This is a genomic window from Paenibacillus sp. CAU 1782, assembly GCF_054551715.1.
Map to the genome: position 1 here is coordinate 89,812 of NZ_JBTOLL010000009.1, position 22,584 is coordinate 112,395.

A 22,584-nucleotide genomic window follows, 5' to 3' on the forward strand; every position below is an offset into this window, starting at 1 on the left:
TCACCAAGTGATGAAGACAAATAAGCGCCGCTTAATCATTGTTTATGCGATGAGTCCAAGCCACTGCCAATAAGGCACGCAGGCGGCTGTCAATAGAAGAACGGCAATTCCGTAGCCCAACGCCGTCAGCTGTCCCTGCCGATGCGTAAAGGATTTGCCTTCGGTGCTGTAATAAGCGGTCAGGTAGGTCGGCGATTGATACGCGAAAAAAAACGGATCAGTAGATAACAGGATGACAAATACCAGCACCCAGGGGTGAATGCCCGCGTTTGCCGCCAGTTGAACAGTGGAAACAACCAGCAAAATCAAGGCGGCGTCGTCACGCACAACCAAAGTCACCACAAAAGAAAGCAGAACGATGGAGAGCAGAAACAGGACGGGCGAACCGGTAAACACGGCCAGCCGATCCCCCAGAAAGGCGGTTAAGCCATCCACAATGCCGACCTGCTGGGCGACTTCGCCAAAGCTGAAGGCAATGCCGATAAAGAGCAAAAAGGGCCAATCGATGCCGGTTTTCAGCGTGTGCTCGTCCAAAACGCCGGAGATTGCAAGCACGACAAAACCAAGCAGCATAATCCATACGTAATCAATGCCATGAAACGGCTCCAGCATCATCAGGAGAATGGAACCCGCCGCCGCTGCAGCTGTTATTTTTTCAACTCTGGAAAAACCGCCAAGCAGCTTCAGCTGCTCCTCCAGCACTTCGGCGCGGATCGGCTTGCCTGCTTCCTTGCGCCTGAACGTCCAGCCCAAAAAGACAGCCATGCCGATACTGAATATAACAAATGCAGGCAGCGCGTACAGAAACCATTGAAACCAGGAGATGCCGGACGACGCTCCCGTCAGGCCAAGCGCCAGCACGTTGCTGTAGGAACCCGTCAGCACAAAGGGGGCCGTAAAGCCATAAAACACCATGGCTGTTAACGAAAGCCCCGCCATAGCGCGGGAACGGTCGCCGTATCCCATTGCTTCCGACAAGGTCCGGGCGACGGGAACGCCAAGCCCCACCTTCGCCGAAGAGGAGGGCAGCAGCGGATTCAGCAATACTCCGCTTGCGATCAACCGCCAGAACTGTCCCCGGTAGCTGGAGGGAAACAGCTTAAGCGCCAGCAGGGAAAACCGGTACAGCAGGCCGGATTTGGCAATGGCGGCGCCAAGCGCCAGCACAAACAGCATATACAGCCAGCTTGGAGAGGCAAAACCCGACAAAGCTTCCGCAGGCTCCGCAACCCCGGTCGCCACCCACAGCAAAGCCATAAGCAAGGCGACTACATAGTCGGGCACAATCCGCACGATCCACATCAGAACTGCGGCGATGCCAATACCCGCAAAATCCATGCCCTGACGGGAAAAACCCGCAATCGGCGGCGCAAAATGAAAATAGAGCAGGCTGAACAGAGCCAACAGGACGGCGGTAATAATCTGGATGGTTCGTCCGCCGGGCAACGCGCCGGCTTTAAGCGCCAGCCGCCGGTTTTTGCCGCTTCGCCAGCGGCTTCCGGCAATCGCAAGGCTTCCCGCCGGCACTGCGTTTTCTGGCGGCGACTCCGCCAAGGCAGCGTATTCCTGCGCCTTCTGAGGCCTCCCGGCACGGCGGCACCACTCTGCCGCCCATTCGTACAAAGCAATGATCTGTTCTCTGGTAAAGCTGGTTTGATCGTGCTCCAGCATGGATTGCAGCCGGAGGAAGCCTTCTTCTCTTTGCTCCTTCAGACAATCGCCCAAATAGGCAAGCAGCAGCTCTGGGCGTTGACGCAAATGTTCATCCGGACAATTAATCAGCAGTTCTGCAAGCGGTGGGAGGGGAGGCGGAGTGCCGCGACCTCGCCGCCTTTTCCCATTGCCGCCGCTGGCAATGGGAGCGGTTTTTTCCCGCTGGGGCAAGGCGGAGTGGCGATCCAGCGCAAGCAGAAGCTTTTCCCAGCCTTGCCCGTCTCCGGCAGCCAGCACAGCAGCGGCGGCTCGCAAATCGCCAGTCTCCACATAATAGTGACTCGCTTCCTCTATCCAGGACGCCTTAGCGGCCAAGCCGTGTTTTTCCGAAAAGCCTTTACTCAATTCCTGCCGGGCGCCCGCCAAAACGGTAAAGCGCTCAGAATAGTTGCGATCGGATTCTATGTAGGCGGATGCTGTAGCATGGGTCGAAAGGATAGCTGCCAATCCTTTCGTGCTCAGTCTGCGCTCCAACAGGGAGTAGTCGGCAAACGGCAGAACCGCAGCAGCAGCCAGTGCTTCTCTGATGGCTTCCGGCCAGTGCATTTCCGCTTGCCGAAGCCGGGCCGCTTCAGACTCCAGGGACATAGCCAGGCGGGAATTGGTGCTGGTCAGCCTGCCGGACAACAAAGCAATGAAGTACGAGGACATGGAGGGATGTTGTCCGATCAATTGGTGGAAGGTTTCGCCATTCATCTCGTAAAGCTCCGTTATGTCCGTGGCGAGCGCGGTGGCGCTGCGAGGTTCTCCCGTAAGCAGCGCCATCTCCCCAAGCGTGGCCCCGGCGTCAAGGCTTGTCAGCGCCCGCTGCGTCCCGTCGGGATTTTGGACATAAAGGGCGATTCCGCCGCTCAGCACGATGTACATATTGTCGCCTGGATCGCCGTAGCGAAACAGCACCTCGTCACGCTGAAGCGTCTTTCGTTCCAGCTTGCCCAGCGCTTTGGCGAGGTCTACGCTCGACAGTCCGCGAAAAAGAGCGATATCGCCTATATTCATTTTGGCCTCCCATTCTGAAGAACATTTCCCCATGATGTTTTCTTTCAGTATAAGGGGAAACCGGAGAGAACAAAATAACCCGTTTTACATATATAATCCCTACATAACGTAACATTTTCGCGCTACAACGCTGAAGGAAAACTAGGTTATACTGGAAGTATGACATTAAATGCATGTTTATAAGTGATGAAAGCGAGGAGTAACGATGATTAGACCCAGCGAGGATAATCAGTACTATGAGCTTCACAGTCCAACCGCATTGCCCAAGGCATCGGGGTTTCTTTGGAATGAAAAAATGATGATCCACATGAACTGCAGAGGGTACGCGGTTGCCCAGTTCATGCAGCCGGAGCCATCCAAATACAGTCACGCCCCCAATTTGGAGGCCAAAACGTTTATGCAGCCGGAGCAGCCCTATTACGCCCACCATCCGGGACGTTTTCTCTATGTCAAGGACGAGGAAACCGGAGGGTTATTTTCCGCGCCGTATGAGCCGGTTCGCGTCTTGCCGGAGCATTATACGTTTTTTGTGGGCAAGCATGAGGTCAAATGGCAGGTTCAAAACGACGGAATCGCCGTTGAAATGAAGCTTGGCCTGCCCAAAAACGATCCGCTGGAGCTGTGGACGGTCAAGGTGTCCAATCAGAGGCAGAAAAAGCGGAAGCTAAGTGTTTATCCCTATTTTACGGTGGGATACATGTCCTGGATGAATCAATCCGGCCAATACCATCAGGAACTGCAAAGTATAGTTTGCTCCTCCGTAACGCCTTATCAGAAATATAAGGATTATGACAAAATCAAGGAATTAAACGATAAAACCTTCCTGCTTGCCGATACGGCGCCGATAGCTTGGGAAGCCAACCAGGAGGTATTTGAGGGGGAGGGAGGAATAGGTTCCCCGACCGCCTTGCAGGGAGATGTGTTAAGCGGCAGCGACGCCCGGTACGAGATGCCTGCATGCGTGATGCAGTACAAGCTGGAGCTAGAGGCTGGCGAGGAAACCGAGCTTCGTTTTATTTTTGGACCTGCTCGGACGGAGGAGGACATCGCCGTCATTCGCCGCAGCTACTTCCAGCCAAAGGCCGGGGGAAGCGACGGATTTGCCGAGGCGGAAGCGGAATATGCCGCTTATGTGGAGGAGGGCGCGGGATGCCTGGAAATTGATACGCCGGACAAGGCGTTGGACAATTTTGTGAATCATTGGCTGCCAAGGCAGATGTATTATCACGGCAGAACCAACCGGCTGACCACCGATCCTCAGACGCGCAATTATTTGCAGGACAACATGGGGATGAGCTACGTGGCGCCCCAGCTTGCCAGGCAAGCATTCCTGACGGCGCTGAGCCAGCAAAATACCAGCGGAGCTATGCCGGACGGCATTATTTTGCATAAGGACGCGGAGCTTAAATATATTAACCAGGTGCCGCACACCGACCACTGCGTATGGCTGCCGATTTGTCTCAGCACCTATCTGGACGAAACGGACGACTATTCGCTATTGGAGGAAGAGGTGGCTTTTGCCGATAGCACAGAAACCGCCACCGTCTCCCGCCATATTGATCTGGCCATGGATTGGCTGCTGAAAACAAGGGACGAGCGCGGGCTGAACTATATCGAGCAAGGGGATTGGTGCGACCCCATGAATATGGTTGGATACAAGGGGAAGGGCGTTTCGGGCTGGCTGACGATGGCGTCGGGGTATGCGTTCCGGGTATGGGGAGACATCTGCCGGAACTACGGCCGGACTGGGGAAGCCGAAGCTTATCGTCAAAAGGCGGAGGAAACCAATGAGGTAGTCAACCGTTATTTGTGGGACGGCGACTGGTATGCGCGGGGCATCACCGACGACAACGTGCCTTTTGGCATTAGCGCCGATAAGGAAGGAAAGGTCTTTATTAACCCGCAGGGCTGGTCGCTCATGTGCGGCGCGGCGGACGAAGAGAAAAAAGCAAAGCTGATGCGTGCGGTAACGGAGCATTTGGAATCGCCATACGGCGTTGAAAAGCTGGGACCGTCTTATACGGCGATGCGCGAGGACGTTGGACGAGTAACGCAGAAGCATCCCGGAACCGCGGAAAACGGCGCGGTCTATAATCATGCCGCCGCCTTCTACATTTATGCATTGTATCAAGCCGATGAGCGGGACCATGCCTTTGATCTGCTCAGAAGAATGATCCCCGGCCCAGATCAGGCTGATTTGGAGAGAAGGGGACAGCTGCCGGTGTTTATCCCTAACTATTATCGCGGAGCTTATCGCCAAATTCCGCGAACGGCGGGCCGCTCCAGCCATTTGTTCAATACGGGCACGGTGCCTTGGGTATACCGTATTCTGGTAGATGGGTTATTTGGTCTGAAGGGGGAGCGCAATGGGCTTCGCGTCGCGCCGCAGCTGCCTTCGGACTGGAATGAAGTCTCTGTGAGACGAAGCTTCAGGGGAGCGGAGCTTCATGTGTCCGTCAAACGGGAGAAGGGACTTTCGGCACAAGAAGTTTACGTGGATGGAGAACGGGTGGAGAACGGTTTGTTGAGTGATTTGAATCCCGGTGAGCATTATAACGTTTTGGTGAAAATCCCTGGCTAATCTCTGACTAATTAATGAGGGGAAAGCCCGGGTAAGGATGCAACTGTGAAGGTGAAGAAATCTCGGCTAGAGCAGGCGAGTTCAGCTATTGGACTGTTAGTGGACCTGTTTGCGAATCGAGTGTTTCCGATAGCCTTCACAGTTTTTTTGTTGTTTTCCTCCAAATAACCCCTTCCTTTCGTGATGAGCATCCAAATATTTACCTTTACACCGAACTTAAATGATGTTAGATTTTATAACATGGGATGAGAAGGGTACGCTTTAGAATGACGGAGGTGAATCGGCTGATGGAGAAGGAAAGAGAATTTCGCTACAGAAACGATTACTTTTCGGAACTAATTGAAGGTTATTCGGGAACGGAAGAAGAGGCGCTGCAGCGTGGCGCTCAATATGGCTTGGCTCCAGACAAGCAAGCGTTGTTGATTGTAGCAAGACAGGACGCGAAGCGTCATTCCGGGAAAGCCGCGATACATGAGGTTTTGCCGGATTATCAGGCAGGGATTGAGCGGGATCGCCATTATGGAATATTGGAGCAAGCATTAGCACGGACCGGATACGATTGCGTCATGTTTGCCAAACATGGCGGGTTCGGCATTTTGCTGTTTTGTGATGACACGGCTTTTAACGAAGCCGCGCTGCTGGAGCAATTAGAGGGTATCGCCGCATTGCTGTATCGGGAGCAGCGGCTCAGCTATTCTTTTGGTCTGGGCAATCCATTTACGGGTGCGCTGAATTTGGGGACGTCCTATCGCGAAGCGCTGTATGCCTTGCAGGACGGCGAAAGAATGGACCGTAAAAGATTTGCGATGCTCTACCGCAGCATGGACGTTGGCAGGCTGTTTCGGTTGCTGCCTCACGAAGAAGCGGAGCGTTATTATCGAGAGGCGCTGAAGGAGCTGCTTGGTCCTGGCGAGCAGGAGCATGGAGAAATGCTGCGTACGCTGAAGGCGTATTATGAAAATCATTGCAATTTGATTGAAACGGCCAAAGCTCTTCACGTGCACCGCAACACGGTCGTTTACCGGATCGAAAAGGCGGAGAAGCTGCTGGGACGCAAGCTGAAGGATGCTCACACCGCCTTTGGTTTTCGTGTTGCCTTTGCCATGGAAGAGCTGCTGGGAAACGGAGTCTTGCGCTAATAAGTCAATGAGTAAGCCCGTATGGGGCCTGTCATCAAGCTCCCAGAAGAGGTTTGTCCGACACCTGATGCAAGGTGACCCGATTCCGTCCGTCATGTTTGGAGCAATAAAGAGCCGTGTCCGCATGGCGAAGCAATTCCTCAAGCGTCAGATATGCATTTCCGTTGTTTGCCACGGCAACGCCAAAGCTCGCCGTGATGCGCAAGTCGCCATTATCTCCTCTATAAGGCGCGCCAGAAATCGCCAGCCTTAGTTCTTCCGCCAAAGCGACAGCCCCTGCTTCATCATTTACCGGAGCCGCAACTACAAACTCTTCCCCTCCATACCGGGCGAACAATGCGCCTTCAGGCATTATTTCCTTGCATATATTGACGGTGTGAATCAACACCGTATCGCCGACTTCATGACCGTATTCATCATTAAAATGTTTGAAGTGGTCGATGTCGAACAAAATAACCGCACTTGCCGCGCCTACTTGGACCGATTTTTCCAGCAGCACCTTTCCCCGCTGTATAAACTGGGTTCGGTTAAACACTCCCGTCAATCCATCATAATACGCCATTTGCTTCAATTGAGTCTGCAGTCTGCTCTGCTCTGTTATATCGATTAAAATCAGCAAATACCCGATACGCTCGCCATATCTGTCATTAACCGTGGAAATCCGCACCTGATAGATAGCGGATTCATTTTTGACCTGAACGCGAATTTCCTGCTGGCCTGGACTTTCCGCAGTTGTATTTGGAAATTCGGCGCCTGTCAGCTCAAGCCAGGCTTCGTCCAGCCGCCTGCCGAGCGGAAGATGCCGCAAACCCGGAAGCATACGGCGCACGGAGGTGTTGTAGTCAATGAGTCGCCGCTTCAAGTCCAATACAATAACGCCTTCATGCATGCTCTCGAATAGAGCTTCTTTGGCGATGGGCACAATCATGAGCATCCGCGTCGACATAAACGCCCACAAATACATGGCGGATGTAAGGCAAAGCACAAACGGAACAGGGTCTATCCCCCATGGAGTAAGACCAAGCAAATAAACGAAGGCGGAAACCATTGGAAGGAATTGTCCGCATATCAGGGTAAAGAGCGGACGCTTGTACGCTTTTTTTGTTTGGTTCCACTTCCGGAGCAGCAATACGGCGCCTGCCAGCAGACAGCCGAAGGTAAACGAGCCGTGCACAATATACCAGTAGCCGACTTCGATATCAGCGGTAGGTGAAGGAACGTCCGGGCGCAAATAGATGGATTTATAGAAATAATGATGCCAATCGTTGGTGGCGACTAAGAGGAGGGTGATGGTTGGGATGACATATAACGCTTGAATGGCGCGGCGGGAAAGCTTTTTGCCAATGTAGTCCAGACACAGCTTCAGTCCAATCACAGGCGCAAAAGCAATGCCGATATATTCGATAACGGTCCAGAACTTAATCTCCGCAAGCGTGCTGCTTGACAGTTCAAAAGCGTTTGCAAATATATAAATGCTTTGAAGCAAGGTTAGCGTAACAAGTGATTGAAAACCTCTTATTTCTCTTCTCCTCATGAAGGAATAAATAAATAAAAAGACTGTTAATACGCCTGACGTTGATACCAGAGTAATATACATGGTCAGATGGGAAGTCATTACTATCCGCCCTTATTATCAAATGGTGGTGACGTGGTTTTGTTGCGGACAATCCGTGTTACTATCCCTATCGTATCACAGGCAGGGCGACAGACAAAAGCATTATTGCAATGCTGCGTTGCAGCTATCAAATTTGCTGATAAATAAATCTAAAAATGTGATCGATTTTATTGATTTTTATCGTTATTATTATAGAAATACATAAAAAAAGGTGGGGTTACAATGAATTTTTTCCTTCTAAGACCTTTTACAGCGATCATGTCCCGTCTGAAATACGCGCAAAAGTTTATTTTGCTCAGTTTGTTGCTTGTGGTGCCCTTGGCGGCCCTGTTGAGCATCTGGCTGACGGAGCTGGAGAAAAATATTCATTTTGCGGAAAGAGAAGAAGCCGGCGTTCGCTATATTGAATCTCTTTTTCCCGTTGTTTTGCAAGTTCAGAAGCATCGCGGCTTGGCAAACGGTTTCCTGAATGGCGGCTCGGGATCTGCCGGCGATCTTGAGGCTGCCGGAAAGCAGCTGGATGATCTGCTGGCCAAAATTTCGGCAGAGGAAGCCGGCGCCGCCGCAAAGTTTGACAGCGAAGCAAGCTGGAGCCAAATTACGGAGGAATGGCAAGAGCTAAAGTCCGGCGTGACGGCTTTGGAGCCTACTGAAAGCTTTCGTCTCCATTCCGAGCTGATCGAAAAAGTGCTTGAACATATTTTGCATGCCGCGGATCAATCCGGACTTACGCTGGACCCGGAAATCGATTCCTATTACGTGATGGATCTCATGGTGAATCGCCTTCCTTCCTTGATTGAGATCTCCGGGCAGGTGCGGGGCTTAGGCAACGGCATCTTAACGAGCAAGCAGCTGTCTGAAGATGAAAAGATCAATTTGGAAATTTTAAGGAAGCAAATGCAAACAACTCTGCTGAGCATGCAGAAGGCGCTTGTGAAGATTGAAGATATCAATGCCGTATCGTCAGGGAACATCGGGGAAGCGGGCCCGGCCGCCATTCAAGAGATTCAGCAGTTCTCCGGTTTATTGCAGGATCGGATATTAAAAGATTCCGGGTTATCCATGAATCCGGCGGAATTTTTTGCCGAAGGAACCAAAACCATCGAGGCCTCTGCCGAGTTGTTTAATATAACTTCTCTTGAAATGGAACGGCTGCTGTTGGAGCGTTTGGACGAGTTTAAATCCAACCGGCTGGTCATGCTTGTTATTGTTGCCGCGGCCGTGCTGCTCGTAGCTTTGTTTTACCTCGGATTTTACGGCAATGTCCGTGCAACCATCCAATCGCTGCGCGATGGCGCGAATCAAATGGCGAGGGGAGATTTGTCCAAGCGATTTGAGTTAAATACGAGGGACGAGCTTCGGTATGTCGGCGAATCCTTCAATGACATGGCGGATTCTTTGAACAAACTGCTGCTGCGAAACCAGGAAATATCGGAACAGGTGGCGGCAACATCGGAGGAGCTGTCCGCTCTTTCGGTGGAGTGTGCTTCCGTAACCGGGCAAATTGCCAATGCTGTAGGAGCGATTTCCGACGGAGCCGATTCGCAGCAGAAAATAGCGGAGGAAAACGCGCTTGCGATGAGCGAGGTTGCGGCAGCTATTAACCGGATAGCGGAGACGGCCTCCGACGTATCGGAGTCGGCTTCGGATATTACGCATGGCGCCCGCTTGGGCCAGAAGAAGCTGGAGGATACCTTCCAACAGATGAGCAGCATTCAGACGGCTGTTCATCAATCCAGCGACCTCGCCCTCCAGCTTAATCAGCGTTCGGAAGAGATTGATTCCATTGTTTCCGTCATTATGGAGATTTCCTCGCAAACCCAATTGCTTGCGCTTAACGCCAACATCGAAGCCGCTCGCGCAGGCGAGCATGGCCGGGGCTTTGCGGTGGTTGCTGGCGAGGTGAAGAAGCTGGCGGAGCAAGCTTCGCATTCGGCGCAATCCATTACGGCTCTTATCGGAGATGTTCGGGTTCTGCTGGGACAGGTGACGCTTTCGATGAAGGAATCCACAATTGTAACCGAGCAGGGAATGGCAGCCAATCATGAGGCCGTTGACGCAATCGGAAAAATACTGCATTCGATTGGCCAAGTCGCCCAGCATATTCAGGAGGTTTCCGCAGCCACGGAGGAAGTATCGGCCAGCTCGCAGCAAGTAACGGCATCCATTGGCGAAATGGCGGGCGTCGCAAGAGGCACGGCGGAAGAAACGCGCAATGTCGCCGCCGCAACCCAGCAGCAGTTATCCTCCATGGAAGAGGTGCAGGCATCCTCTGAAGTTCTTAGCTCAAGCGCAACGCAGTTGCAGGATGAACTGAACAAATTTGTGTTGAAGAAATGAGTCCGGATTTCGGCGCATGTTGAATAAAGAAAACTTGCATCTTGCCTATGCCTTGCATAAGAGGTGCGGCGGTTGACATTAAAATTGGTAATATGGTATATAAAAGGTAGGATTAGCACTCGGGTGGATGGAGTGCTAACGGAATGATTCATGAGGCAGTGAAAGGAAGGGGAACAATAAATGGCTAAGAAGCAATTTAAGGCGGAATCCAAACGTTTGCTGGAGATGATGATCAACTCCATTTACACCCAAAAGGAAATTTTTCTGAGGGAGCTGGTGTCCAACGCCAGCGATGCAATCGACAAAATTTATTACAAAGCGCTGACGGACGACAGCCTTGTTTTCAATAAAGAGGATTTCTACATCAAGCTTTCCGTCGACAAGAACAACCGTACGTTAACGCTTACTGATACGGGCATCGGTATGACGCAGGAGGAACTGGAAAATAACCTTGGCGTCATTGCAAAAAGCGGCTCGCTGGCGTTTAAGCAAGAGAATGAAGCCAAAGAAGGCCATAACATTATCGGCCAGTTTGGCGTAGGGTTCTATTCCGCGTTTATGGTAGCGGACGAAGTTACAGTAACGACCAGAGCGCTGGGCAGCGATCAAGCTTATGTTTGGGTTTCCAAGGGCGCAGACGGTTATTCGGTTTCCCCTGGAGAGAAGGAATCGGTTGGTACGGAAATTGTGCTGAAGATTAAGGAAAATACGGAAGACGAGCAATACGACGAATATCTTGAGCAATACCGCTTGCGGGCCATTGTCAAGAAATATTCGGACTTTATCCGTTACCCGATCAAAATGGACATGACAAGCCAGCGTCCTGTTGAAGGCAGCGAGGACGAGCTGGAGGAAGTGGTTGAGGAACAAACCATCAACAGCATGATACCCATCTGGCGCCGCAACAAAAGCGAGCTGACGGATGAAGATTACGCGGCTTTTTATGCAGAAAAGCGTTATGGCTTCGACCAGCCATTGAAACATCTGCACATCAGCGCGGACGGCGCGGTTGTTTACAATGCAATCCTGTACATTCCCGAAAATACGCCGTTTGACTATTACACCAAAGAATACGCCAAAGGCTTGGAGCTGTACTCCAACGGCGTGTTGATCATGGATAAATGCGCCGATCTGGTGCCGGATTATTTCAGCTTCGTCAAAGGCATGGTGGATTCCGAGGATTTGTCGCTGAACATTTCCCGGGAATTGCTGCAGCATGACCGCCAGCTGAAGCTGATTGCCAAAAACATTAAAAACAAAATCAAAGGTCTGCTGCAGGGACTGCTGAAGGACGAACGCGAGAAATACGAAACCTTCTACAAGGCGTTTGGCCGCCAATTGAAATTTGGCGTTTACAACGACTACGGCATGAACAAAGCCGATCTTCAGGATCTTCTGTTGTTCCATTCCTCCAAGGAGGACAAGCTGGCAAGCTTGGACGAATACGTATCCCGCATGCCGGAAGATCAGAAATATATCTATTATGCAGCAGGCGATTCCGTGGCGCGTATCAAAAAGCTGCCGCAAATCGAGATGGTTCAGGACAAGGGTTATGAAATTTTGTTCCTGACGGATGATATTGATGAATTCGCCGTTAAGATGATTCAGAACTACAAGGAAAAAGAGTTCAGAAACGTATCCAGCGGCGATCTTGGCTTTGAGCCTGACGAAAAAGACAAGCCGACGGAAGAGGAAGAAAACGACAACAAAACGTTGTTTGAGGCCATGGGAGAGCTGCTTGCCGGCAAGGTTAAATCGGTTAAAGCATCCAAACGCCTCAGAAGCCATCCGGTATGTCTCTCCGCCGAAGGCGATCTGTCGATCGAAATGGAAAAAATCCTTCAGGCAATGCCGGACAGCGGCGACGTTAAAGCGGACAAGGTGCTTGAAATCAACGTCAACCATGACGTGTTCAAGTCTCTGAAATCCGCTCATGGTACCGACAATGAGAAGTTTGGTCTTTATACAGCGCTTCTTTACAATCAGGCGCTGCTTATCGAAGGCCTTCCGATCCAGGACCCTGTCGAGTTCACAAACGATATTTGCAAAGTGATGGTGTAAGGGCACGCCAAACGGAACGGGGCATAACAGCCCCAGTTGACACATCATCTTATGAGCCGGGAGGAGTAGACTCCGTGCCGCATCCTTGAGCATGAGCGGACTCCATAACCGCAACGAAAGCTGGCTTCGATTAAATCGGAGCCGGCTTTTTTCTGTTAACAGCCTCCGACCCGAAGTTATTGCTGCAGAGAGGTTTTGACCTTGGATTTCAATAGATTGTACAGTCCTGCAACCAAAATGCTATAAGCCGCCATTTGAATCGCTAGATTAGCCACACCAAAACCTGCGACTACTTCTCCAAACGACAACCCCATGAGGCGATTTCGGCTGCTTTCAGTATACGAGATAATAAGGGTAGCTAGATAAGAGCTGAAAAAAGTCTGGAAAATTTCAAGTGCAATCTGGATAAGAAAGAAGTATAGGCCTGCTTTGAAACGGAATTTTAGACTGAGAACAAGCCCAGCCAACAATCAGACGAAAAATAAAACAAGGATTAAAATGCTAGACGCATTTAAGAGTATCGACATTTCAATGAGCAGCTCCTTTCATAAATGTACCAAACGCTTCCAGTTTATTTTATAATAACACAAGAAGGGGGATGACGAATGCGAGTTTTTTTCCTGATTGTGTTATTGTCTGTTGCAGGCTTGAGCTGCTATAACAGTTCCGAAGTGGAAGAAGCGGGAGCTGGTTTGTGGCTGGAAGAAAGCAAAAGCATGGCAACCCTTGTTGAAGTCCATTCATTAAATGAACTTTTGCTAAGCGTGGAATTTCTTTTGCATAATGATAGCAACGAGTCAACCGGTTCTATGTTTACGGAAGTCCGCATTCATGATTCGGAATTAGCCCATTGGCTCCATGCCGAACCTTCGTCCGGCGGGTTAGTGGATGTGTTTTCTATGGATGCGGGGAGCAGCAGAGGAGGCGGCCATACCTTAATGATGAATCCTGATAAGCTGCCGTCTTTAGACAAGCTCAAGGAGTCTGTTGTGGATAATAAGGGGATCGAAATTGTCCTTATAGCTGCCGATTCGGAAGAAGTGTTGGCTAGCAGTTGGGTTGGAAAGGTAGCCCAGATGAAGGAGAATCCATCTAATTGATTCCCATGCAAAACGAATAGAACAGCCTTGCCCTCCATGCCGCTGATGCGGCTGGAAGCCAAGGCTGTTCTGCTTACCGAATGATCAACGGCTTATTTGTGACCGAATACAGCTACGTCGATAATATCGCCGCGGCGACGGCGGCAGCCGCCTCTGCGTCTAGCTTCGCGGGCAATGGCAACGATGTTGAGGATCTCGCCCGGTACACGGTATGAGCGTGAAAATGATTCACCCGGAGCCAGTCTTACCCGGTCCAGAATAAATTGATGGGAATGATGATCGCGTCTGCGGTCTCTGCCGTCTCTGTCGTCGCGCTCACGGCCCGATACAAGCAATACAAGGCTGACTACAGAAGAAGAGGCGCTCCGGTTAGTTGCTACAACGCGAATCGTTTCAAATTCGGCGATTGAAATGCCGCGGTTGTCATGATGTCCATGGTGATGGCGGTCGTGATGATCACGGTCGTGATGATGGTGATGCCCGTGATGATGACCGTGATGATTCCTGCCGGTGAGCCATTCCCTGGTGCCTTGGCGCAAAAACACGCCTCCTGGGGGAGTACTGAACAATAATCTGTTTTTTGCCATGCTATTTCACCTTCCTCGTTCAAAGTACTATATGCTATGAGCGAGCTCTAGCAATTGCTTGTACTTTTGACCGGAGGTGAAATATCACGATTACGGCGTTAATCGGCTCTCCCAATGCTTGAGCAGCTCCAGTTCGCGTTCCTCCTTCAGGCTGTTCAATACTTTGGGCCCTGCTTCGATCAGCCAGTGCATCGTGTCCCGCACCGTCTCGTGAAGCGGTCGAAAACTCAGTCCCTTTTCCACGGCTCGTTTGATCGATAAGGAAAAAATACCGCCAAGATCTCCCGTAGTTCCCGGCTCCCTCTCGGGAAGCCAAAACGGCAATTCGGTCCAAGGCTGTATTTTCTGCTCCTGAAGGAAGTCATCGCTCACCCAAGTGAATTCCGCTTCAGTGCCACAAATATCACGGCAAGTTTGAAGCAATTCTCCCATTGTCAGCAGGCTTTTTGGTCCGGCCGCATTAAAAGTGCCGGTTGCCGACGCCGTGCAAAGAGCTAGCACCCACTCCGCCAAGTCGCGGCCGTCGATAAGTTGAATGGGTCGATTACTGCTGCCCGGCGCAAGCACATTGCCTCCGCGCATCAAGCGCCTGACCCAGTAGGCAAAACGATCGCTGACATCATATGGGCCTACAATCAAACCGGGCCGCACTATAAGAGAGCGGGCTGGCATATCCTGCTGCAGCACTTCTTCACAATGGTATTTTAATGCGCCGTAATGTTCTAATTGAAGGGATCTGTCAGCATGCGATACATCAAGCTTAGACAGCTGTTCCGGCTCCAGCGTCAATACGTCGTCCGTTTCGGAGATATTGCGCGCTGTGAAGTCACGGTAGACGCTGCAAGTGGAGATGAAGGTGTAATGCCTGATATTGTCCGACAGAATCAAGGCGGCGGAGCGCACCTGCGACGGCCAATAGCCTGATGTGTCGACGACGCAATCCCACTGTCTGCCGAGGAGAATATTCAAGTCTGTGTTGCGGTCGCCATGCAAGGTCTCCACATTTGGTTCAGGTCGCCCCCCGGATATCCCCCGATTAAAAAGAGTAACTTCAAAATTGCGTGCAAGCGCCGCTTCAACGAGATGTTTTCCGAGAAAACGGCTGCCTCCCAAAATAAGAAGTTTCATGATGACGCCTCCTTAGCATCTTATTGAGTGGTGATGACTTTATCGACAATTCCGTAAGCCAGTGCTTCCTCCGCCGTCATAAAATAGTCGCGGTCCATATCCCGTTCGATTCGCTCCAGCGGCTGTCCGGTTCGCTCGGCTGTAATCCGGTTAAGCTTTTCCCGCATGCTTAATATTTGTTTAGCGCTGATGGCGATATCGCTGGCTTGCCCTCTAGCGCCCCCATGCGGCTGATGAATCATAATATCACTGTTCGGCAAGGCAAAGCGTTTTCCCTTTTCTCCGGCGAGCAGCAAAATAGCGGCGAACGAAGCGGCAAAGCCGGTGCAGATCGTCTGTACCTGCGGCTTGATGTATTGCATTGTGTCATAGATGGCAAAACCGGCCGTAACGGAGCCGCCGGGACTATTGATATACAAATGGATGTCCTTATCGGGATCCTCGGCAGTCAGGAACAGAAGTTGGGCGATTACGGTATTGGCAAGCGCGTCATTAATTTCGGAGCCAATAAAAACGATGCGATCCTTCAGCAGCCTGGAGTAAATATCGTAGGTCCTTTCGCCGCGGCTCGTTTGCTCCAGCACATAAGGGATAGGTATGCTCATTTTGGTATGACCTCCATATCGGGTTTAGGTTTCATTATGCAAACGGCCAACTGCCGCGAAAAGATACGGAAACATCGTTATGTGGTAAAATAGTCGGAGAGCGTATCTTTTTGAGTCCTTTATTCGTTTTCCTCCAGGGGATGTTTTCAAACTCCGCAGGGAGCAGATGTTGCCGAATCTTCATTCCTTGCAAGGCGCTTTTTCGAAGGCTTACCGGGTGTAAGTCATGGAGAAGCAACGCAGCAGGGGAGAAAAGGCGGTGACAGATGCCCTTGAGTGAGCTTGAAGACACGCCCCAAGCAGGCGCAAGTCGCAATTGATGTTGAGGAGGTAAATTACTGATGGAAAAAGCTGACTTTGAAAAGAGTAAAGAGCAAATCGAGCCGGATTGGACCGGATTGCATCTGACGTTGTTCCGTTATTGCCTCTCGATTGCCGGCATAAGGGATCAAGCCGAGGATTTGGCGCAAAGCGCTTGGCTCAAAGCCATCCCCCTCCTGAAGGAGAAGGGCCATGCCAATCCCCAGGCGTTCCTGCTCCGCATCGCCAAAAATAATTGGATTGATCAATGCCGCAGACAACGTTTGATGTCGGAAAAAAACGCGGAACTTGCCCATGAAGCATCAGCGGAAGGGAATGCGGCGGTGGAAATTGAACCATTGCTGCAAGCGTTGAGCGACAAAATGTCTCCTGTGCAGTTGGCCGTATTTTTGCTGCGCGAAGTGTTGGCTTATTCCATATGCGATACTGCGTTTCTTCTTGGAACGACGGATGGTGCGGTGAAATCCGCACATTTTCGGTCCCGAAATGCGGTTAAGGACATTCGGGAAGAGATGCTTCGTGAAGAAAGGGAAACAGGCGCGCAAAGGAATCGCTCACAGGGCGGAAATGCGCAAAAGCAGGCTTTGCCGGAAAAAAGGGACGATTTCGGAAAGAGCCATTTCCCGGACATGGAATACAATCAATGGCTCAATCAACTGGCCTGGGCTTGTTTGGAAGGCGATGGTCCTGCGTTGGTTTATCTTATTGTTGGCCGCAGCGCGCATACCTCCGTTGGGATTGGAAGCTTTCAGACCGCAACAGTTGCGAAGCCGTCGCCTTATGCCATTGGTGGCATAACGATGATGGCCGCTTAATCATAGCCAGTCAGGAAAGGAACAGGAAGGATTTCATGAAAAAGGCCGTTTTTTTAGATGTGGACGATACATTATATGATCATTTATTGCCTTTTCGCAAAGCGGTTGGCAAGTGGCTGCCGGATAGCGAAAACTTTCCCTATGCAGAGGCGTATTACCATTTCCGTTATTTCAGCGACAAGTTGTCCCATGAACTGGGCGGAGCAGGAGCGATGGGTGACGGCGAGGTGGTGGAAAGTATGCGCAGTCGCCGTTTTGTGCTGACACTGGCCGAATACGGCATAACGCTGACTGACAGCGAAGGGGCTGAAGCGCAGCGTCTTTACATGGGCTGTCAATACGATATCGAAATGTTTCCCGGCGCAAGGGAGCTATTGCTTGAATTGCGGAACGCGGGTTATGTGACCGGTTTGATTACCAATGGCGAAGGAAGCCACCAGCGCAAAAAAATCACGGCAATGGAGCTGGAAGGTTTGGTAGAACCGGATTATATCTTTATCTCGGGCGAGCAGGGTTGGGATAAGCCGGACACCAGACTTTTTCAGTATGTCAACGATCAGACGGGTACTTCTCCTGAAAATTGCGTGTACATTGGCGATTCCTGGCGGAATGATGTTGTAGGCGCTCTTGATGCGGGATGGAGGGCCATATGGTTTAATCACAGGATGGCAAAGCCGGAGTCGGAGCATCAGCCGCATTGCGAGATTACCGATTTTTCCGATTTAAAATCGGCGATTGCCTCCCAGATTGGCGGAGTTGCCGCGTTGTAATGGAAAGGGCAGCCTGTGGAGTGGCTGCCCTTTGTTATGATTTCTTTTTATGTTATCTGCCTTCCAACTACCTATGACTTTGTGCTGGTCACGACGGACTATGCAGCAGAATAGAAAACATCTACCTGGTTGAACCTGGAAGAACCTGACTGAGCCTGACTGCGTGATAGCTTACAAAGCCAGCAATTCGCGGAGCTCCTGCTCCGTTAGCGAGGACAAGGCTTCATTTCCGGGTTCGATGACCTCGTCGATCAAATTCCGTTTACGCTCCTGAAGCTCCACCATTTTATCCTCGACCGTGCCTTCCGCAACCATTCTAATGATTTGCACAACCTTGCGCTGACCAATTCGGTGAGCGCGGTCGGCTGCTTGCTGTTCCACGGCAGGATTCCACCATAGATCATACAAAATGACCGTATCGGCTCCCGTTAGATTAAGGCCGGTTCCGCCAGCCTTCAGCGATAACAGGAACAAATCATTTTCTCCGTCGTTAAAACGGCTGCATAGCTCAACCCGTTCCGCCGGAGGCGTTCCGCCATCCAAATAGAAATAGGGCTGGTTTTGGTAAGCCAGCTCCTTGCCGATCAGCTTCAGCATGGAGGTAAACTGGGAAAAGATCAACACTCTTTTGCCCGCGCTTCGGCATTCGGCGAGCAACTCTAACAGCTGACGGAATTTTGCGGAATCGCCTTGATAACCCTCTACAAACAACGAGGGATGGCAGCAAATCTGGCGTAGACGGGTAATGCCGGCGAGCAGCCGAATCCTCAGCTTTCCGAAATCGTCGCTGTCCAGATGCTTTAACGTATCTTGACGGAGTTTGGCCAAATATGCGGCATAAATCTTTTTTTGCTCCGGCAGGAGCTGCGAGGTTTGCACACTTTCGATTTTTTCAGGCAGTTCCCGCAGCACGTCGCTTTTAAGGCGGCGCAGCAAAAAGGGACGGCTTCGTTTGGCGATGGCAGCGCGAGTTAATTCTCCGAATTGTTCCTTGTCCGGGAATAAACCCGGAAATACGGCGCGGAAAATGGACCAAAGCTCGTCCAGTCTGTTTTCGATCGGCGTTCCCGTTAACGCAAAAGCATGTTGTGCAGTTAATCCTCTTACGGCTTTTGCCGTTTGCGTATAGTCGTTTTTAAACATTTGGGCTTCATCCAGAATGAGCGTATGAAAGCTTTGGCCAGCATACTTCAAGCCGTCTCTGCGGAGCAGCGGATATGAGGTAATGATGACATCAACCGGTTCCAACGCAGCTTCATTTTTAACCTCTGCAAGTTTGCTGAGATAATCGGCCCGTTCTTTGCTTGTGCCGTCAGCAAGCGTTACCCGCAAGCCGGGAGCGAATTTAGACAGCTCGTTCCGCCAGTTGTAGATCAGCGATGAAGGAGCAACGATTAGGGCCGGCTCCCCCTTTTCGCGGATTTCCGGCAGTACGGACAAGAGAAATGCGATGCTTTGCACCGTTTTGCCCAAACCCATTTCATCCGCAAGAATACCGCCGAACCCGTAAAAAGCTAATGTTTTCATCCATTGGTAACCGTATTTCTGATAACTGCGCAAATCGGTCTGCAGCCCTTCCGGCAAGGGGAAATCCAAATGATCGGGATGGCGCAAATTGTCCAGCAGCTCGCGCAGCTGTTTGTTCATCGACACTGCCCCGCTGTTTCCGTCCGCCTCCATCAGTCCCAAAGCCTTGGAAATGGGCAGCTTGATGCCATGCGTGAAGCCTTCCTGAAACAGCGCGGGCTGATGCAAGCCAACGCCATTCATAACTCGGAGCAGCGCTTGAAAAGCTTCGGTTTCCAATGGCAATAGCGCACCGCCGGGAAGCTTGTAATACCGCCTTTTCTCGGCAACCGCTTCAATGACGTCGCGTATTTCATCGTTGGAAATGCCGTCAAGCTTAAAGGAGAAGTGCAGCCAGTCGGTTTTTTCCTCCCAAGCTAGCTGTACCTTAGGCATGATAGTTTCGGGCGCAATACGAAGTTTGACGGCGCTTGTAGCAAAAAGCTCAAGCTCTTGCTCAAGCCGAGGGACAATGCTGTACAGGAAATCGTATTCGGCATCGTCTCCTTCGATAATAAAGCCGCCTTCCGTCCGTCCGAAGCTGTCCTGCTCCATTAATTTTAGAATACGCCCTTCTTTTTCATTGTCGCGCATGATGATCAAATCGCTGCCACGCTGTGCGCCGCCTTCCTGAAGCGGGTTAATAACAATGCCGCCGTATTGGAACTCCAGGCCTGCAAGGAGTTTGCCTCTTACCCGGTCCAAATACATGCGGGCTTTGAGCGGCTGATACCATAACCTGGAGGATACCTCCTCGCCAATTTCAACCTTTCCAAGCGATGCAAGACCGGGAACAACCTTTTGCATAAAATCGTTGCCCTGCTCTGGGGAAATGCTGACGGTCTGTTTGACGTCGCCACTAAAATCCGCGGCTTCCATCAGCAATTTCAATTTGTAGAGCTGCTCCAGACGGCTTCGGGATAGCCGATAAAAAACTCCGCCGCAAAGGGCTGTTCCATAGGCATCCAGCACAAATGCTTCGCGAAGCCCCTCCGCCTGCAATTCATATTCTCCATTATTATCGTCAGAGCGATCAAGGCGGAAAACCAGCGGCAATCGTTTAAGCTCGCTGTATGCCGGATTGCCGAATCGCTGCGGTTCCTCGCGTTTTCCGCCGGTTGCGGCGAAAGCCTCCAGAAGAAGGCGGCCCGTGTTTTGCAGAAGCGGCAGGAGCTCATCCCATGCATAAGGAGGGACAAGCATCGCGCGTTCCTGTTCTGAAGCAAGGCCGGATTGTTCGCGGTTATCCAATAAAATGGCCCGATAACTCTGCTCTGCGGCAAATATCGCATTCAGCTTGCGCAGCAAAACGTCGTCAGACGGAGCAAATCGATGGAGCTCGGGATCGTAGCAAAACCGTTCCGTAAATGAGTAGCTGTGTCCGGTCGTTACCGCAGCAAGAAACGGCAAAAGCTGGTGAACGATATAGGTGCGCTTTGCGGACACCTTCAGTTCTAACCGTATACAATGGCGTCCCGGACCATGCGGAACAAGCTGAAGCAGGGGGGTTATGTGCAGAAGCTCCCGGTCATCCCGTACAATGCCGCTCCTTTCCTCTGGCATAAGCTCGTCCGCCCCTGACGGTTTTCCGGTGAAAATCCCAAGCATATCGTCAACGGCTTGACGATCATTGCCCCCGCGCAAATAGCTTTTCCCTCGATTGGAATAAATGGATTTGGATCTATTGGATTCCGATTGATCGGGCTCAAATTTATCCTGTGGGGATTTATGAACCGGACCTCCTTTTTCAAAGGAATGGTCCTCCAATCCGTCGCGATGTTCTTCCCCCGAAAAGTCCGCAAGCAGAAGTAGAGCGGCGGCGATATGTTTGCAATAAGGAGGACCGCCCGCCGATGCAAGACAGGAGCATTCCGGTTCGAAAGCGCCATTCGTCAATCGTGTAATAGAAACTCGGTATTTTCGACCGCCGCCAATCTCTACGCGATATTGTTCCGGCACCAGGCTGCGTCCCGTTAGTATGGCTTTTCCTTCCGCCACGTACGAAAGACCGCGCCAATAACCGTCTTCCCCGCATAAGGCCCGAACATCTCTGACCGACCATGATTGCTGCATAAAAGTCTCCTTTCTCATCAATGGATGCCGTTTGACATTACAAACTGTATATAATAATATTACAGTATATTGGAGCAATGAGTACTGCTGTACAAGAAAATAGACGAAAGATGGCAGGTGAGCAAATTGGCAATTACTTATCCTAAAAAGGGGCAGGACAAATCCCATGCTTCTTATCATATTCCATTTTCCGTGCTGGATGTAGCGCCAATCGTAAAAGGCGGCAATGTATCGCAGTCGCTGCGCAATTCATTGGAATTGGCGCAGCATGCCGAGCGGCTGGGCTATAATCGCTACTGGCTTGCAGAGCATCACAATGCGCCAAGCATCGCCAGCTCTGCAACTTCTGTTGTTATCGGTCATGTTGCTGCCGGAACAACAACGATGCGAGTGGGAGCGGGAGGGATTATGCTGCCCAACCATGCTCCGCTTGTTATTGCCGAACAATTCGGAACGCTGGACGCGCTTTTCCCTGGCAGAATCGATCTTGGTTTGGGACGTGCGCCAGGCACGGACCAGCTAACGGCATCGGCGCTTCGCGGCGTCAGAGGCGCCAACGGCGGCAATTTCCCGGAGCAGTTGGAACAACTTCGCGCTTATCTTGATCCCGAGGGAGCGGAGGTTGCAATGCGGGTTCGAGCCATTCCGGGCGAAGGAGCGGCCGTTCCGATCTGGCTGTTGGGCTCCAGCGACTTCAGCGCGAGGTTAGCAGGCGAGCTGGGATTGCCGTTTGCTTTTGCAGGCCATTTTTCGCCTACCTTTACCGTACCGGCCATGCAGCTTTATCGCAACAGCTTTAAACCATCGAACGTGCTGGACGAGCCTTATGGGATGGTTGCCGTCAATGTAGTTGCAGCGGATACGGACGAGGAGGCTGCTTACCTGGCCACTAGCATGCAGCAGCTGTTTTTGAGCTTTATCCGCAACTCGCCGGGGCCATTGCCTCCGCCGGTTCATAATATGGATGACCTCTGGACGGAAACGGAAAAAGTCGCTCTTCAAAACCAACTGGGCTCGTCTATCGCCGGAAGTCCGGATACGGTAAGGGCAAAGCTGTCGGCCTATATTGAAGCGACGGGAGCCAATGAGATTATGGTTGCCGCACATATCTACGATCATCAGGCAAGAATGCGTTCCTATGAAATTATTGCCGGTCTTTAAAAATATCTAT

Annotated in this window: 14 protein-coding genes; 8 read left to right on the plus strand and 6 right to left on the minus strand. The window is 51.3% G+C overall.

Features of this window, described 5'->3' with window-relative positions; genetic code table 11:
• Nucleotides 1-42 precede the first annotated feature (42 nt).
• Nucleotides 43-2,712 (minus strand): SLC13 family permease, encoded by a 2,670-nt coding sequence (locus ACX93W_RS18115; RefSeq protein ID WP_459393783.1) that lies wholly within the window; start codon nucleotides 2,710-2,712, stop codon nucleotides 43-45.
• 205 nt (nucleotides 2,713-2,917) lie between these two features.
• Between ACX93W_RS18115 and ACX93W_RS18120 the strand changes: the two genes are divergently transcribed.
• Nucleotides 2,918-5,293, plus strand: a complete 2,376-nt coding sequence (locus ACX93W_RS18120; protein ID WP_459393784.1) for a GH36-type glycosyl hydrolase domain-containing protein — start codon at nucleotides 2,918-2,920, stop codon at nucleotides 5,291-5,293.
• 266 nt (nucleotides 5,294-5,559) lie between these two features.
• A complete protein-coding gene (locus ACX93W_RS18125; RefSeq protein WP_459393785.1) occupies nucleotides 5,560-6,432 on the plus strand; it encodes a PucR family transcriptional regulator in 873 nt (290 codons plus the stop codon).
• A 34-nt stretch (nucleotides 6,433-6,466) separates the two neighbouring features.
• On the opposite strand, the gene ACX93W_RS18130 is transcribed toward ACX93W_RS18125, so the two are convergent.
• Nucleotides 6,467-8,047: a histidine kinase N-terminal 7TM domain-containing diguanylate cyclase gene (locus ACX93W_RS18130; RefSeq protein WP_459393786.1), complete on the minus strand. Its 1,581-nt coding sequence runs from the start codon at nucleotides 8,045-8,047 to the stop codon at nucleotides 6,467-6,469.
• A gap of 222 nt (nucleotides 8,048-8,269) precedes the next feature.
• On the opposite strand from ACX93W_RS18130, the gene ACX93W_RS18135 reads away from it, so the two are divergent.
• The 3 genes from ACX93W_RS18135 (at nucleotide 8,270) to ACX93W_RS18145 (ending at nucleotide 13,548) form a co-directional block, all read left to right on the plus strand.
• A complete protein-coding gene (locus ACX93W_RS18135; protein ID WP_459393787.1) occupies nucleotides 8,270-10,387 on the plus strand; it encodes a methyl-accepting chemotaxis protein in 2,118 nt (705 codons plus the stop codon).
• A gap of 180 nt (nucleotides 10,388-10,567) precedes the next feature.
• Nucleotides 10,568-12,448 carry a molecular chaperone HtpG gene (gene htpG, locus ACX93W_RS18140; RefSeq protein WP_459393788.1) on the plus strand — a complete coding sequence of 627 codons (1,881 nt, stop codon included), beginning with the start codon at nucleotides 10,568-10,570 and terminating at the stop codon, nucleotides 12,446-12,448.
• A 605-nt stretch (nucleotides 12,449-13,053) separates the two neighbouring features.
• Nucleotides 13,054-13,548 carry a hypothetical protein gene (locus ACX93W_RS18145; protein ID WP_459393789.1) on the plus strand — a complete coding sequence of 165 codons (495 nt, stop codon included), beginning with the start codon at nucleotides 13,054-13,056 and terminating at the stop codon, nucleotides 13,546-13,548.
• A gap of 92 nt (nucleotides 13,549-13,640) precedes the next feature.
• Here ACX93W_RS18145 and ACX93W_RS18150 read toward each other — a convergent pair whose 3' ends face one another.
• The 3 genes from ACX93W_RS18150 to clpP all read right to left on the minus strand — a co-directional run bounded on the left by ACX93W_RS18150 (nucleotide 13,641) and on the right by clpP (nucleotide 15,868).
• Nucleotides 13,641-14,135 carry a hypothetical protein gene (locus ACX93W_RS18150; protein ID WP_459393790.1) on the minus strand — a complete coding sequence of 165 codons (495 nt, stop codon included), beginning with the start codon at nucleotides 14,133-14,135 and terminating at the stop codon, nucleotides 13,641-13,643.
• Nucleotides 14,136-14,225: 90 nt separating this feature from the next.
• Nucleotides 14,226-15,263, minus strand: coding sequence for an NAD-dependent epimerase/dehydratase family protein (locus ACX93W_RS18155; protein WP_459393791.1), 1,038 nt, complete (start codon nucleotides 15,261-15,263; stop codon nucleotides 14,226-14,228).
• A gap of 20 nt (nucleotides 15,264-15,283) precedes the next feature.
• Entirely contained in the window at nucleotides 15,284-15,868 is a 585-nt protein-coding gene (gene clpP / locus ACX93W_RS18160) for an ATP-dependent Clp endopeptidase proteolytic subunit ClpP (protein ID WP_459393792.1), read from the minus strand.
• A gap of 341 nt (nucleotides 15,869-16,209) precedes the next feature.
• On the opposite strand from clpP, the gene ACX93W_RS18165 reads away from it, so the two are divergent.
• Together ACX93W_RS18165 and ACX93W_RS18170 are read left to right on the plus strand one after the other, a co-directional pair.
• The gene (locus ACX93W_RS18165) at nucleotides 16,210-17,004 is read left to right on the plus strand and encodes an RNA polymerase sigma factor (RefSeq protein ID WP_459393793.1); all 795 of its coding nucleotides are present in this window, start codon (nucleotides 16,210-16,212) and stop codon (nucleotides 17,002-17,004) included.
• Nucleotides 17,005-17,039: 35 nt separating this feature from the next.
• Nucleotides 17,040-17,774 carry an HAD family hydrolase gene (locus tag ACX93W_RS18170; protein ID WP_459393794.1) on the plus strand — a complete coding sequence of 245 codons (735 nt, stop codon included), beginning with the start codon at nucleotides 17,040-17,042 and terminating at the stop codon, nucleotides 17,772-17,774.
• A gap of 171 nt (nucleotides 17,775-17,945) precedes the next feature.
• Here the strand turns inward: ACX93W_RS18170 and ACX93W_RS18175 are convergent, their stop codons facing one another.
• Nucleotides 17,946-21,413: a DEAD/DEAH box helicase gene (locus ACX93W_RS18175; protein WP_459393795.1), complete on the minus strand. Its 3,468-nt coding sequence runs from the start codon at nucleotides 21,411-21,413 to the stop codon at nucleotides 17,946-17,948.
• Between the two features lie 126 nt (nucleotides 21,414-21,539).
• On the opposite strand from ACX93W_RS18175, the gene ACX93W_RS18180 reads away from it, so the two are divergent.
• A complete protein-coding gene (locus ACX93W_RS18180) occupies nucleotides 21,540-22,574 on the plus strand; it encodes an LLM class flavin-dependent oxidoreductase (protein ID WP_459393796.1) in 1,035 nt (344 codons plus the stop codon).
• The last annotated feature ends 10 nt before the right edge of the window (nucleotides 22,575-22,584 follow it).

What these genes read in the sequence shown, in the direction of transcription:
- ACX93W_RS18115 (WP_459393783.1), bottom strand. Translation starts at nt 2,712, where the DNA reads ATGAATATAGGCGATATCGCTCTTTTTCGCGGACTGTCGAGCGTAGAC.
- ACX93W_RS18120 (WP_459393784.1), top strand. Translation starts at nt 2,918, where the DNA reads ATGATTAGACCCAGCGAGGATAATCAGTACTATGAGCTTCACAGTCCA.
- ACX93W_RS18125 (WP_459393785.1), top strand. Translation starts at nt 5,560, where the DNA reads ATGACGGAGGTGAATCGGCTGATGGAGAAGGAAAGAGAATTTCGCTAC.
- ACX93W_RS18130 (WP_459393786.1), bottom strand. Translation starts at nt 8,047, where the DNA reads ATGACTTCCCATCTGACCATGTATATTACTCTGGTATCAACGTCAGGC.
- ACX93W_RS18135 (WP_459393787.1), top strand. Translation starts at nt 8,270, where the DNA reads ATGAATTTTTTCCTTCTAAGACCTTTTACAGCGATCATGTCCCGTCTG.
- htpG (WP_459393788.1), top strand. Translation starts at nt 10,568, where the DNA reads ATGGCTAAGAAGCAATTTAAGGCGGAATCCAAACGTTTGCTGGAGATG.
- ACX93W_RS18145 (WP_459393789.1), top strand. Translation starts at nt 13,054, where the DNA reads ATGCGAGTTTTTTTCCTGATTGTGTTATTGTCTGTTGCAGGCTTGAGC.
- ACX93W_RS18150 (WP_459393790.1), bottom strand. Translation starts at nt 14,135, where the DNA reads ATGGCAAAAAACAGATTATTGTTCAGTACTCCCCCAGGAGGCGTGTTT.
- ACX93W_RS18155 (WP_459393791.1), bottom strand. Translation starts at nt 15,263, where the DNA reads ATGAAACTTCTTATTTTGGGAGGCAGCCGTTTTCTCGGAAAACATCTC.
- clpP (WP_459393792.1), bottom strand. Translation starts at nt 15,868, where the DNA reads ATGAGCATACCTATCCCTTATGTGCTGGAGCAAACGAGCCGCGGCGAA.
- ACX93W_RS18165 (WP_459393793.1), top strand. Translation starts at nt 16,210, where the DNA reads ATGGAAAAAGCTGACTTTGAAAAGAGTAAAGAGCAAATCGAGCCGGAT.
- ACX93W_RS18170 (WP_459393794.1), top strand. Translation starts at nt 17,040, where the DNA reads ATGAAAAAGGCCGTTTTTTTAGATGTGGACGATACATTATATGATCAT.
- ACX93W_RS18175 (WP_459393795.1), bottom strand. Translation starts at nt 21,413, where the DNA reads ATGCAGCAATCATGGTCGGTCAGAGATGTTCGGGCCTTATGCGGGGAA.